12 protein-coding genes are annotated in these 12,587 nt (G+C 71.9%); 9 read left to right on the forward strand and 3 right to left on the reverse strand.

What is annotated here, in order from left to right; genetic code table 11:
• Positions 1-24 precede the first annotated feature (24 nt).
• The 9 genes from A3IC_RS0112675 to A3IC_RS0112715 all read left to right on the forward strand — a co-directional run bounded on the left by A3IC_RS0112675 (position 25) and on the right by A3IC_RS0112715 (position 10,018).
• Complete coding sequence (locus A3IC_RS0112675) at positions 25-1,176, forward strand: PLP-dependent cysteine synthase family protein (protein ID WP_020550428.1); 1,152 nt, start codon at positions 25-27, stop codon at positions 1,174-1,176.
• Positions 1,173-2,228 (forward strand): enolase C-terminal domain-like protein, encoded by a 1,056-nt coding sequence (locus A3IC_RS0112680; RefSeq protein WP_020550429.1) that lies wholly within the window; start codon positions 1,173-1,175, stop codon positions 2,226-2,228. The genes A3IC_RS0112675 and A3IC_RS0112680 overlap by 4 nt, the downstream gene beginning before the upstream one ends.
• Positions 2,225-3,529 carry an MFS transporter gene (locus A3IC_RS0112685; protein ID WP_020550430.1) on the forward strand — a complete coding sequence of 435 codons (1,305 nt, stop codon included), beginning with the start codon at positions 2,225-2,227 and terminating at the stop codon, positions 3,527-3,529. The genes A3IC_RS0112680 and A3IC_RS0112685 overlap by 4 nt, the downstream gene beginning before the upstream one ends.
• On the forward strand, positions 3,526-4,320 hold the full coding sequence (locus A3IC_RS0112690) for a class I SAM-dependent methyltransferase (RefSeq protein WP_020550431.1): 795 nt from the start codon (positions 3,526-3,528) through the stop codon (positions 4,318-4,320). Before A3IC_RS0112685 ends, A3IC_RS0112690 begins: the two co-directional genes overlap by 4 nt.
• Positions 4,321-4,363: 43 nt before the next feature.
• The gene (locus A3IC_RS0112695; protein ID WP_020550432.1) at positions 4,364-5,962 is read left to right on the forward strand and encodes an ABC transporter substrate-binding protein; all 1,599 of its coding nucleotides are present in this window, start codon (positions 4,364-4,366) and stop codon (positions 5,960-5,962) included.
• The gene (locus tag A3IC_RS0112700) at positions 5,959-6,912 is read left to right on the forward strand and encodes an ABC transporter permease (RefSeq protein ID WP_020550433.1); all 954 of its coding nucleotides are present in this window, start codon (positions 5,959-5,961) and stop codon (positions 6,910-6,912) included. Before A3IC_RS0112695 ends, A3IC_RS0112700 begins: the two co-directional genes overlap by 4 nt.
• The gene (locus tag A3IC_RS54065) at positions 6,909-7,754 is read left to right on the forward strand and encodes an ABC transporter permease (protein WP_052173438.1); all 846 of its coding nucleotides are present in this window, start codon (positions 6,909-6,911) and stop codon (positions 7,752-7,754) included. The genes A3IC_RS0112700 and A3IC_RS54065 overlap by 4 nt, the downstream gene beginning before the upstream one ends.
• Positions 7,751-9,472 carry an ABC transporter ATP-binding protein gene (locus A3IC_RS54070; RefSeq protein WP_020550435.1) on the forward strand — a complete coding sequence of 574 codons (1,722 nt, stop codon included), beginning with the start codon at positions 7,751-7,753 and terminating at the stop codon, positions 9,470-9,472. Before A3IC_RS54065 ends, A3IC_RS54070 begins: the two co-directional genes overlap by 4 nt.
• A 201-nt stretch (positions 9,473-9,673) precedes the next feature.
• Positions 9,674-10,018, forward strand: a complete 345-nt coding sequence (locus A3IC_RS0112715) for a LysM peptidoglycan-binding domain-containing protein (protein WP_158695932.1) — start codon at positions 9,674-9,676, stop codon at positions 10,016-10,018.
• 74 nt (positions 10,019-10,092) lie between these two features.
• On the opposite strand, the gene A3IC_RS54075 is transcribed toward A3IC_RS0112715, so the two are convergent.
• The 3 genes from A3IC_RS54075 to A3IC_RS0112730 all read right to left on the reverse strand — a co-directional run bounded on the left by A3IC_RS54075 (position 10,093) and on the right by A3IC_RS0112730 (position 12,511).
• Positions 10,093-10,368: a peptidoglycan-binding domain-containing protein gene (locus A3IC_RS54075; protein ID WP_020550437.1), complete on the reverse strand. Its 276-nt coding sequence runs from the start codon at positions 10,366-10,368 to the stop codon at positions 10,093-10,095.
• 421 nt (positions 10,369-10,789) lie between these two features.
• A complete protein-coding gene (locus A3IC_RS0112725; RefSeq protein WP_026218182.1) occupies positions 10,790-12,001 on the reverse strand; it encodes a globin domain-containing protein in 1,212 nt (403 codons plus the stop codon).
• A 66-nt stretch (positions 12,002-12,067) separates the two neighbouring features.
• Positions 12,068-12,511 (reverse strand): RrF2 family transcriptional regulator, encoded by a 444-nt coding sequence (locus tag A3IC_RS0112730; RefSeq protein ID WP_020550439.1) that lies wholly within the window; start codon positions 12,509-12,511, stop codon positions 12,068-12,070.
• Positions 12,512-12,587 lie beyond the last annotated feature (76 nt).

Consider the following 12,587-nt stretch of genomic DNA (forward strand, 5'->3'; position numbering starts at 1 on the left):
CGCGTACGGGCGCGAGGGCGCCGGGTGAGCACCGTTCCGGCCCCGCGCCCCGCCACGACGGTCACCGCGAACCCGGACCTGCTGGCGCTGCTCGGCCGCACGCCCCTGGTCCGGATCGGCACCGCGCTGCCCTGCCCGCAACCCGGCTTCTGGGCCAAGCTGGAATACCTGAGCGCGGGCGGTATGAAGGCCCGTGCCGCGGTGTCGATGCTGCGCGGCGCCCGCCGGCGCGGCGAACTGCGTCCGGGCGCCCCGGTGGTCGAGTCGACCTCGGGCACCCTGGGCATCGGCCTCGCCTTCGCCGGCCAAGCCCTGGGTCATCCGGTCCTGCTCGTCTGCGACCAGGAACTCGAAGCGTCCATGCGGCAGTTGCTCCGCGCCCACGGCGCAGTCCTGGACGTGGTGGACCGGCCCGCGCCGGCCGGCGGGTGGCAGGCGGCCCGGCTCACCCGGGTGCGCGAGATCCTGCGTCGCACCCCCGATGCCTATTGGCCGGACCAGTACAACAACCCCGACAACCCCTCCGGCTACGCCGCGATGGCGGACGAACTGATCGACCGACTGGACCACTTGGACGTTCTGGTGTGCAGCGTGGGAACCGGTGGACACAGCGCCGGGTTGATCGGGCCGCTGCGCCGGCGCTGGCCGGCGCTGACCGTGATCGGCGTCGACTCGGTCGGCTCGACCATCTTCGGCCAGCCCGCGCGTCCTCGGCTGATGCGCGGACTGGGCAGCAGCATCCACCCGCGCAACGTCGCCCACGACGCGTTCGACGAGGTGCACTGGGTCGGTCCGGCCGCCGCGGTGGACGCGTGCCGCCGGCTGGCTCGCGGCAGCTTCGTCAGCGGCGGCTGGAGCACCGGAGCGGTCGCCCTGGTCGCCGCCTGGGCGGCCCGGGTGCGGCGCGGCACCACCGTGGTCGGCATCTTCCCTGACGGGCCGCACCGCTACCTCGGCACCGTCTACGACGACGACTTCTGCCACACACACGGACTGGACCGCGCTCCCGTCCCCACCCACCCGGTGGAGATCCTGCACCCGCAGGCCGTCGAGGTCGGCGGCTGGGCCCGCTGTCGCCGGGTCGAGGATCCGCAACCGGCTCGGCGCACATCCGTGCCGCCGACCCCGCAGGCGCCGATATCCGCGCCCCGGACCGCGACACAGGGAACGACATGAGGCTCACCTGGCGTACCACGCTCCTCCAACTGTCCGAACCGCTGCGCATCTCGCGCTCGGTGACGGCGAATCGCGACGCGGTATGGGTGCGGATCGAGCACGACGGTCTGCACGGCTTCGGCGAGGCGGTCGCCAGTGTCCGCCTCGGGCTGTCGGCGAGTTCCATCGCGACGGCGCTGGAGACGACGGTCCGCCCCTGGCTCGCGCGCTTCGCCGCCCCCGAGAGCGCCTGGGAGGTCGTGGCCGCCGCCGCACCGCCCGGCCTGCCCGCCGGTGTCCTGGCCGCCGTGGACGCGGCCCTGTCGGATCTCGTCGGCAAGCGCGCCGATCGCCCCGTGCATCGGCTGCTCGGCGCCACCCGCGCACCCAGCGGCGCGACCGCCCGCACCATCGGCATCGTCGACCCCGAACGCGCCGCGATCCAGGCGGCCGAGCTCGCGGCGCTCGGCTTTACCGTCCTGAAGATCAAGGCGGGCACCCCCGACCCGACGGACGACCTGAACCGGGTCGCGGCCGTGCACGCCGCCGCGCCGCACGCCCGGTTGCTGCTCGACCCCAACGGCGCCTGGACCGAGGCCGGTACCCGCGATCTGCTCCCGCGCTTCGCCGCACTGGGCGTCGAGGCCGTGGAACAACCCATTCCCCCGGGCCGTCCCGACCTGCTCGTCCGAATCGCCCGACACGCGCCGATCCCGGTGATCGCCGACGAGGACGCGGCCGGCACCGAGGACGTGCTGCGTCTGGCCGGCCGGGTGCCCGGGGTCAACCTCAAACTCGCCGAATGCGGGGGCGTCCGAGCCGTGTTGCGCCTGGTCGACGTATTGCGCGACAGCGGTACCGAGGTCATGCTCGGTTGCCTGACCGGCAGTTCGCTGAGCCTCGCGCCGGCCGTACAGATCCTCGATCGGGCCGGCCGGCTCGACCTGGACGGCCATCTCTTGCTGGCCCACGACCCGTGGACCGGGATCGGCGGCCTCGACGGCACCGTGCGTGCCGACCCGGACGCCGCCGGCCTGGGTGTCCGGCCCGCGGCCTGGGCAGTGGTCCGATGAAGGCCCTGCGCGCGGTGGCGAGCTTCCCGCTCGCGGTGCGTCTGCTCCTGGTCAATCAACTCGGCGTGAACACCGGCTTCTACCTGCTGATCCCCTACCTCGCGACGCATCTCACCGACGACCTGGGCCAGTCGGCGGCCATGGTCGGCATCGTGCTCGGCATCCGCAACCTCAGCCAGCAGGGCCTGTTCGTACTCGGCGGCTCCGCGGCCGACCGACTCGGCGCACGCGGGGTGATCATCGCCGGATGCGCCCTGCGGACCGTGGGGTTCGCGTTGTTCGCGCTCGGGGACGGGCTGCCCGTACTGATCGCGGCGGCCGTGCTCAGCGGCCTCGCCGGCGCCCTGTTCAACCCCGCCGTACGCACCTACCTGGCGCAGGAGGCCGGTGACCGCAAGGCGGAGGTGTTCGCCTTGTTCAACGTGTTCGCCACGACCGGCGCGCTGCTGGGCCCGCTGCTGGGCAGCGCGCTGCTCCTGGTGAACTTCACCATCGCCGCGCTCACCGCGGCGGCACTGTTCGCCGTGCTCACCCTGGCCCAGGCCGTCGTACTGCCCGCTCGCCCGGTACCCGCTCCCGAGGGATCCGTGGCCGCCGACTGGCGCGAAGTCCTGGGCAATCGCGCGTTCGTGGCGTTCTCGATCGCGATGGCCGGGATGTACGGCCTGGAGACGCAGCTCTACCTGCTGCTCCCGGACGGCGTTCGGCACGCCACCGGCCAGGAAAGCGCGGTGGGGCTGCTCTTCCTGCTCGGCACGACGGCCAACCTGCTGCTGCAACTGCGGATCACCCGACGCCTGCAGGCACGCGGCGACCGGGCCCGCTGGATCGTCGCCGGAACGGCCCTGATGGGACTGGGATTTCTGCCGCCGATCCTGGTCGCGGGCGGCGCCGGCCCGGACGGCACCGCGGATGCCGTACTGCGCCTGCTGCCGCTGCTCGCGGGCGCGTTGTTGTTGCACCTCGGGGTGATGATCGCCCAGCCGTTCGTGCTGGAGATGATTCCCGCGTTCGGCCGCGAGGGGTTGACCGGCACCTGCTTCGGGCTGTTCTACGCGGCGTCCGGCGTCGCCGCCGCCGCGGGCAACGCCGGGATCGGCTTCGCGATGGACAGCGGCGGGCGTACCGATCGCGCCTGGCTGCCGTGGGTGTGCTGTGTGCTGCTCGGATCGGGTTCGGCCCTCGCGGTCGGGTGGTTGCGCCGCAGGGGAGCGTTGCCCGCCGTGCCCGTGACCGCCGCCACCGACGCCCGGGCGGCACGAACCGTCCACCGCTCCCGGGCCGAGAGCGAGCCCCGGTGAGCACTCGCAACCTCCTCACCGACACGCCCGATCTCTACGAACGGCGTTTCCCCGATCCGGACCGGCTCGCCGCCCGCTGGACCGAGGAGACGCTGCGCCGGCACGACGCCGGGCCACGCGTTCTGGACGTGGGTTGCGGTACGGGTCGCGACGCGGCCTGGTTGTGCCGGCACGCGGCGCGCGAGGTGGTCGGCATCGACACCTCGGCGGCGATGCTCGAGCACGCTCGCAGCCGGCACCCGGGACCCGACTATCGGCTCGCCGACATGCGCGACTTCGACCTCGGCCGCACCTTCGACGCCGTCGTCTGCCTGGACAGCGCCCTGCTGTACTGCCACGACAACGCGGACCTCACCGCGTTCCTGGACCGGTCCCGGCGGCATCTCGCCCCCGGCGGGCTGCTGATCGCCGAACTGCGCAACGGCGCCTACTTCCTGCGCGGCGCGGCCGGCGCTCGGGACACGGGCGGACCGAGCGTGGACACCGTCGTCCACGACGGGGTCAGGCACACCTCGCACACCACGCTGTGGGTCGACCACGCCGCGCAACTGCTGCGCCGGCGCCGGATCTGGACCTCCGACGACGGCGCGCCGCCCCGCACGCAGTACTCCGCGTGGCGGCTGCTGTTCCCCCAGGAACTGCGCCACTTCCTCACCGGCGCCGGCTTCGAGGTGCTCGCCCTGTACGACCGCCCGGGGCCCCGCACGGACCCGCCGTGGACCGAGGGCGCGCCGCCCCGGGGCAGTGCGAGCTCGGACCGCCTACACGTGGTCGCCCGCCGGCTCGACTGACGCACCGACCCGATCACCCCCACCATCACGGAGAGCACGACCCATGAGCCGCACCACCTCACCCATACCGTTCGGCGACCGCCTGCCCGCCTCACGACGGGTCTTCCTCGCCGCCGGCGGCGCCGGCGCGCTGGCCCTGGCGGCGGGTTGCGCCGCCGGCGGATCGGCCGATCCCGGTCCGCACCCCGGAGCGGGCAACGAGGGCACGCCCAGGCGCGGCGGCCGACTGCGCGCGGCGTTCCCCGGCGGCGGAGCCAACGAGAACCTCGACCCGCACCAGGCCAACCTGTTCGTCGAGGTGGCCCGGGCCAAGGCCCTGTTCGACAAGCTCGCCGACTACGGGGCGGATCTGGCCCCGGTGCCCCGCCTGGCCGCCGGTTGGGAGGCCGATCAGAGCCTGGCCACGTGGCGGGTCCGGCTGCGCCGGGCCGCCTTCCACGACGGGCGGCCCGTCACCGCCGAGGACGTGCTGTACAGCTTCCGTCGGATCGCCGATCCCAAGCGGGCATTTCGCGCGAAGGCGTCCCTGGAGCCGATCGACCTGGCCGCCAGTCGGGCCCTGGACCCGGCCACGGTGGAGTTCCGGCTCAAGCGTCCCTACGCCGAGTTCGCCAACACCCTGGCCGCGTTCGGCGCCTACATCGTGCCCAAGGACGCCGACGCCTTCGAACGTCCGGTGGGTTCGGGCCCGTTCACCTTCGGCTCGTTCAAGCCCGGCAGTTCGCTCGTACTCCGGCGCAACGACCGGTACTGGGAGGGCGCGCCGCACCTGGACGAAGTGGAGTTCGTGGTCGCGGCCGAGGAGTCGGCGCGCACCAACGCGCTGCTGGGCGGACAGGTCGAGTACGCACACGAGTTGAACCCGGCCACCGCGCGCGTCCACGAGGGCAAGGGCCGAATCACGGTGGTGCGGCTGCGAAACAGCGCGATGCAGGGGTTCGTGATGAAGACCGACCGGCCGCCGTTCGACGACCCCAGGGTGCGGCAGGCGTTCTTTCTGATCGCCGACCGCCGACAACTCGTCGACGGCGCGCTGTCGGGCGCCGGCGAAGTGGGCAACGACCTGTTCGGCAAGGGATATCGCTACTACGCGGCCGGCCTGCCCCAGCGCACCCGGGATCTCACCCGGGCCCGCGCGCTGCTGCGCGAGGCGGGCGCCGAGGCACTGCGGGTCACCCTGGACACCGCGCCCGCCGCCACCGGCTTCGTCGAGGCGGCCGGGATCTTCAAGGAACAGGCCGCCGAGGCCGGGGTCACCATCGACGTGCGGATCGGCAACAAGGACACCTATTGGAAGGACATCCTCACCGGCGGCACCATCGCCTCCTACCGCTCGGGCGCGATGCCGATCGAAGCGCACGTCTCGCAGCGGTTGTTGACCGACTCCACCACCAACGCCTCGCGGTGGCGGGTCAAGGACTTCGACGACCTCTACCAGCAGATCCAGTCCACCTCCGACGAGACGCTGCGCACGGCACTGTACGAGCGCATGCAGCGCCGGCTGCACGCCGAAGGCGGCTTCCTGATCTGGGGGTTCGCGGACTGGATCGTGGCCACCGCGAACCGGGTGCGCGGGGTGTCGGTGACCGCGCCCGCCAACACCCTGGACTGGGCCCGCTTCGACCGGGTCTGGCTCGCGTGAGCCCGGACCGGGCCTGGTTGGGTCGGCGGCTGCTGCTGGGCGTGGGGCAGACGGCGGCGCTGGTCGTACTGATCTTCGCGCTCACCGAGGCGTTGCCCGGCGACGCGGCGGTGGCCCTGGCGGGCGACCAGCCCGATCCGCAGCGGATCGCCCTGATCCGGGAGAACCTCGGCCTGGACCGGTCGGCCGGCGAACGCCTGCTCGACTGGGTCGGCGGGTTGGCGCACGGCGATCTGGGCACCTCGCTGGTCTCCGGCCGACCCGTCGCCGATCTGCTCGCCGACGGGCTGGGCCCCACGCTGGTGCTGGCCGGGGTCACCGCGACCCTGCTCGTGCCGCTGTCGGTGGGGCTGGGGGTGCTCGCCGCGCGCCGCGAGGGCGGGCCGGTGGACCGGACGGTCAGCGGGTTGACGGCGGCGGTGCACGCCGTCCCGGAGTTCGCCCTGGGGGTGCTCGTGATCACGGTGTTCGCGCTGCGCCTGGGGTGGGTGCCGCCCACCGCCATCGGCACCGGCGGCGACCTGTGGGCGCACCCCGATGTCCTGGTCCTGCCGGTGCTGGTGCTGCTGTCCCGGCCCGTGTGCACGATCAGCCGTCTGGTGCGCGCGGGGATGATCGACGCCATGGCGTCGCCGTACGCGGCGCACGCCCGGCGGCTGGGGCTGACCCCGACCCGGGTGCGCTGGGCCCACGCCCTGCCCAACGCCCTGGCCCCGGCCGGTCAGCAACTGGCCCGCACCTGCGACTGGTTGCTCGGCGGCGTGATCGTGGTCGAGGCTCTGTTCGTGATCCCGGGCCTGGGCACGGTGTTGATCGACGCGGTCGCCGCGCGTGACATCCCGGTGGTGCAGGGCCTGGCGGTGGTGTTCGGGGTGGTGACCGTAGTGGTCAACCTCGGCGCCGACCTGGTCACCCGACGCCTGGCGCCGCGCGCGGAGGTGGCGGCGTGAGCGAACGCGGAAAACGGGGCGGACCCGGCTCGCGCCGGCCAGTGGCGCGGCGGTACGCGCTCGCCCTCGGGCTGATCGCCCTGCCGCTGCTGTTCGCGGTGTTCGGGCCGCTGTTCGCGGGCCCGGCCGGAGCGCGCGGCGTGTCGTTCACCGGTGGCCAAGGGCACTGGCTGGGCACCGACTTCGCCGGACGTGACGTCTGGCGCCAGGTGCTCCTCGGCGGTCGATCGGTGGTGCTCGTGGCGGTCGCCGCGACGGGGGCCGCCTACCTGGTGGCGATCCCGCTCGGGCTGGCCGCCGCGCTGACCCGGCGGACCTGGCTCGCGGAAGTGCTGATCCGGCCGCTCGACGTGCTGCTCGCGGTGCCCTCGCTGCTGTTCGTGCTCCTGGTGGCCGCGCTGTTTCGGCCGGGGCCGGCCGAACTGGTCCTGGTGGTGGCTCTGGTGATCGTGCCCGACGCCGCCCGAGTGGTGGTGTCGGCGGCCACCGAGATCGCGGCGCGGCCGGTGGTGGAGGCGCTGCGGATGCAGGGCGAATCGTGGTGGCGGACGGCCGTCGGCTACGTGGCGCGGTCGATGCGACGAACCCTCGCCGCCGATTGCGGCATCCGGCTGGCCGGCGCGCTGTACCTGGTGGCCACCGCCGCGTTCCTGGGCGTGGGGGTGGCCCCCGACGCCTCGGACTGGGCGGTGATGGTGGACCGCAACCGGGTCGGCCTGTTCCTCCAGCCGTGGGCGGTGGTGGTCCCCGCGGCGCTGATCGTGGCGCTGTCGATGGGCACGAATCTGCTCTTCGACGCGGCGCTGCAAGACCCCGACGAGCGGGTGGGAGAACGACTGTGAAGGATGCGGAACCGGTCGTGGCGATCGCCGACCTGCGGGTGGAGGTCGCCGGACGGGCGATCGTGGACGGCGTGAGCCTGACCGCGCGGGCGGGGCGGATCACCGCCGTCGTGGGCGCGTCCGGCAGCGGCAAGACCACCACGGGCCTGGCGCTGCTCGGCGAATTCCCGCCCGGCGCCCGGGTGACGGGCAGCGTACGGGTCACGGGCGCCGGACCGGTGGCCTACATCCCACAACACCCCGGCGCCGTGCTCGGCCCGGCCCGTCGCGTCGGCGCGCTGCTGCGCGACATCGCCCGGCCGGCGGGTGGCGGGCGCGCCGCGATCCGGGAACGGGTGTACGACGCGCTGCGGGCGGCAGCGATCCCGGATCCGGAGGAGGTGGTCCGGCGCTTCCCGCATCAGCTCTCCGGCGGGCAGCAGCAGCGTGTGGTGTTGGCCCAGGCCCTCCTGCTCGGGGCACGCGCCGTGGTCGCCGACGAGCCCACCACGGGGCAGGACGCACTCACCAAACAGGGGGTCGTCGAGCGTCTGGCGGCGGTGGCCGGGCACGGGATCGCCGTGCTGCTGCTCAGCCACGACGTGGACGTGGTGCGCCGACTGGCCGACGATGTGGTGGTGCTTTCCCACGGGCGAGTGGTCGAATGCGGCCCGGCCGTAAGGGCGTTGACGGCATCGGAGCAGCCTGCCGGGCGGACCGTCGCCGCGCGGCGGGCGGCTTTGCCCGCCCCCCGCTCCCGCGCGGTGGCCGAGTCCCGATTGGAGGTCCGCGACCTGGTGGCCCGACATCGTGGGCGCGGGCGGTCGGTCGACGTGCTGCACGGGGTGAGTCTGGCGGTGGGGGCGGGCGAATGCCTGGCGCTGGTGGGGCGTTCCGGCAGCGGTAAAACCACCGTGGGCCGGTGCCTGGCCGGACTGCACAGCGACCACGACGGCCGGATCCTGCTCGACGGCGTGCCGTTGCGGCGCTCGCTGCGCGCTCGCACTCGCGCCGAACTGGTCGGCGTGCAGCATGTGTTCCAGGACGCGCGGGCCGCATTCGACGAGTATCGCCCGGTGGTCGAGCAGGTGGCTCGGACGGCGGTCCGGCTGCGCGGCGTCGAGCCGGGCGCGGCCCGTGCGCAGGCGCTGCGCACGCTGGCCGAACTCGGCCTGCCGGCCGAGACGTCCGGCCGCCGCCCGGGCGCGTTGTCCGGAGGTGAGGTACAGCGCGCCGCGTTGGCCCGGGCCCTGCTCGCCCGACCTCGGGTGCTGGTGTGTGACGAGATCACCTCCGGCCTGGACGCGTCGACCCGACAGGGGATCCTGGATGTTCTTGCGGAATTGCGCGAACGCGTCGAGCTGAGCCTGGTGTTCATCACGCACGATTTGGCGGCGGCGGGTCGGCTCGCCGATCGGATCGCGGTCCTGGACGGCGGGCGGGTGGTCGAACAGGGCCCGGCCCGGCGCATCCTGACCGAGCCTGGGCACCCGTTCACCAGGATGCTGGTGGGCGCCGCGGGTGCTGGTGCGGGGGATGGGGGTGAGGGGATCAGGTTGCCTGGCATCCGGTCACCCGCCGTCGAGCCGTCCGCCGTCGGGCCGACGCACATCGACCCTCCGAAGATCGAACATCCGGCTGTCGATCGTCCGAACAGCGAGGCGGCTTTTCCCGAACCACCCCGCGCCGACGCGCCCGACGCGGATCCGTCCGGATCCCTGCGCATCGGCCGGGAGTGACCGACGGAGGACTGCGGCGAACCCTCCGGGGGAGTTGGGTCCGGCAGGGCGAGGTCGGGCCGCCGAAGACAGGTGGTTACGCCGGTTGCTCGCCGAACGGGCCTGGAAGTTGCTCCAATGGAGGGCACACGACACAACGATGCCGACGCGCGGGCGCGTTCCTCCGCGCGATGGCCGGCTGTCTGGGTTACCGTGACCAATATGTCGACAAAAACAATGCATTTCATCCATTACACGGTCCAGTCCGGCGACACGCTCACGGTTATCGCGAACATGTTCGGGACGACGATCGAACAACTCGTCAAGTGGAACAAGATTGCCAACCCGGACCTGATCAACGTCGGTCAGAAACTCATCGTCAACGAGTCCGACACACCGCACGACACCTTCTACACGGTGAAGTCCGGTGACACGCTCACGTCCATCGCCCGCAGGTTCGGCACGACGATCGAGCAACTGGTCAAGTGGAACGGAATTCCCAACCCGGACGTGATCAACGTCGCGCAGCGGCTGATCGTCGCCAAGTCGGTACCGGTACAGGCCTGACAACAACAGGGGTGAACGGCGGTTGGCATGCCAACCGCCGTTCACCCCAAGCCGTTCGACCCGGATGCGGGGGTTCAGCAGACGAAGTCCGGCGAGTTGGCCCAGAACGTAAGGAACGACCAGGTCTGCGGGCCGCAGATGCCGTCGATGCCGATCTTCGCGCACGTTTGGAACCTGCGCGTGGCGGCCTCGGTCACCGGCCCGAAGATTCCGTCCTCGAGGATCTTGGTCCCGGTCAACGAGTGGTTGAGGTAACACTGCTCCTGTTTGACCGCGTCCCCCGTGGCACCGCGCTTGATCGTGGGCCTGGTGACGGTGAAGTTGCAGGGCTGAGTGATGTCGCCGGGCATGTTCGGCTCCTTGGCGTGGCGCGGTTTGTCAGTCGCTCGGCGCGACGATGGGCGTCGCGCGTTCGGCTCGATTGCCATCGCTCGCGCCCATCCCAGCGGAACACAAGGCGGTACGAACCGCATGTCAACGCGCGCCGCGAGGAGTGACCCGCGAGGGAGTGATCCGGCGATTCGGCGAGCGTCTCGGGCGGCGCACCGATTGCCGACGCACGCATCCGTATTCCGTATACTCCGCCAATCGTGGTACGAACCCGGCCGGCCTCGTCGACGGCCCACATGTCCGCCGGGTCTGTTCGACCGTTCGACCGACTCCCTCCAACCCGGCACACCGTTTCGAGGCGGCCGCCCGGGCCTGTGGACCGACCCCGACGGCAACGCCTCGATCACGTGGGAGTACGACTGGCCGACCCGCGAGACTCGCCTACTGTTGCCCCAGCCACAAGTCGGGACCGAAGACCTCGTAGTGGATCGCCGCAGCGGGCAAACCGCGGCGCAACAGATCGCCGCGAACGGCGCGCATGAAGGGCATCGGTCCGCACAGATAGGCGGTCAGGCCGTCCGGAAGTGCCAGGGAGCCGATGTCGACTCGGCCGGTGGATGCGATGCCATCGCCGCCGGCGAGGACGTCGGGGTCCGCCTCTTCGTACCAAAGTTGCAGGGTGGCATGCGGCAACGCCGCGACCAGCGACCGTTGTTCGTCGCGATGGGGGTGATCGGTACGACTGCGGTCGGCGTGGACGACGGTCACCCGGCGGGTCGAGGCGGTGGTCGCCAGGTGGGCCAGCATGGCGAGCATGGGTGTGACGCCGATGCCGGCGGACGCCAGCAGCAGCGGGCCGTCCCCGTCGGGCAGAACCAGGTCGCCGAACGGTGCGGACACGGTCAGTTGGTCGCCCACTGCGGCGTGTCGGTGAAGCCATGTCGAGACTTCGCCGTCCGGAGCCGTGCCGTCGAGGACGCGTTTGACGGTGATCCGCCAGAGCGGTCGGCTCGGCGCGCAGGACAGACTGTACTGGCGGATCTGGCGTGCGCCGTCCGGAAGTTCGATCTGCACACTGACGTACTGCCCGGGTCGGAACGACGGCGTGGGACTGCCGTCGGCCGGTCGCAGGCTCAGCGAGATCGCGTCGGGGGTCTCCTCGTGTCGTTCGACGATCTCCATCCGTCGCCAGGTCCGCCCGTCGGGGAACCCGGCCTGCCGGTAGAGCGCGGCCTCGGCGGCGATCAGGGCGTTGGCCATCAGCCAATAGACCTCCTCCCAGGCGGCGGCGACCGGGGGAGTGATCGCGTCGCCGAGCACGTCGACGATCGCCGCGAAGAGGTGATCGTGAACAATTTTGTATTGATCCGGTGTGATGCCCAGAGCGGCGTGCTTGTTGGCGATCCGGGCGAGCATCGCGTCCGGTCGGGCGTCCGGCCGTTCCACGAGCATGGTCGCGAACGCGGCGATGGATCCGGCCAGTGCCTGTCGCTGCTCTCCGTTCGCCTGGTTGCCTCGGTTGAACACGTCGCGCAGCAACTCGGGGTGGGCATCGAACATGCCGGCGTAGAACCGCCCGGTGATCTCATCGAGGGCAGCGCCGACGGCCGGCAGCGTGGCACGGATGACCGGTATGGATCGCTCGGACAACACGGATCCTCCAAATTGGTAGATGATCTTCATATTTAAGCGCGGACGTCGACCCCGCCGGGGGAGAGGTCAGCCCTGGTCGCGCAGGCCGAGTTGTATCAACAACGGACCGGTCGGCTGTGACACCAGGTCGGCCACGGTCAGCGCGTCGAGCGAGGAGTAGAAGGCTTCCTGCGCCTGGCGCAGCGCGCGTCGCAATCGGCACGCGCCGCGCAACGGGCATGGCGACTCGCCCTCGCACACGACGACCTCACCCTCCCCTTCGAGCTCACGCACCAGCCAGCCCACCGAAGCCCGGTATCCGAGAACGGTCAACTCCAAGCCGCCGCCGCGGCCGCGCCGGGCATGCACGACGCCGAGTTCCCGAAGCCGGGAGACCGCCTTGGCCATGTGCGTATACGGCACCTCGACCGCCTCGGCGACTTCGCGCGTGGTCAGCGCCTGGCCCTTGCCGGAGACCGCCAGGCGCATGACGGCGCGTAGCGCCAGATCGGTGAATCGCGTCAACTGCACGGAGGCGACGGTATCAAATACGCATCTGCGATGCGTATTCAGGTCCCCTCACATGAATCGAGCCCCGTTTGCCGGC

It is taken from the genome of Embleya scabrispora DSM 41855, assembly GCF_000372745.1.
In the GTDB taxonomy this organism is placed as follows: Bacteria; Actinomycetota; Actinomycetes; order Streptomycetales; family Streptomycetaceae; genus Embleya; species Embleya scabrispora.

What these genes read in the sequence shown, in the direction of transcription:
- A3IC_RS0112680 (WP_020550429.1), top strand. Translation starts at nt 1,173, where the DNA reads ATGAGGCTCACCTGGCGTACCACGCTCCTCCAACTGTCCGAACCGCTG.
- A3IC_RS0112685 (WP_020550430.1), top strand. Translation starts at nt 2,225, where the DNA reads ATGAAGGCCCTGCGCGCGGTGGCGAGCTTCCCGCTCGCGGTGCGTCTG.
- A3IC_RS0112695 (WP_020550432.1), top strand. Translation starts at nt 4,364, where the DNA reads ATGAGCCGCACCACCTCACCCATACCGTTCGGCGACCGCCTGCCCGCC.
- A3IC_RS0112715 (WP_158695932.1), top strand. Translation starts at nt 9,674, where the DNA reads ATGTCGACAAAAACAATGCATTTCATCCATTACACGGTCCAGTCCGGC.
- A3IC_RS54075 (WP_020550437.1), bottom strand. Translation starts at nt 10,368, where the DNA reads ATGCCCGGCGACATCACTCAGCCCTGCAACTTCACCGTCACCAGGCCC.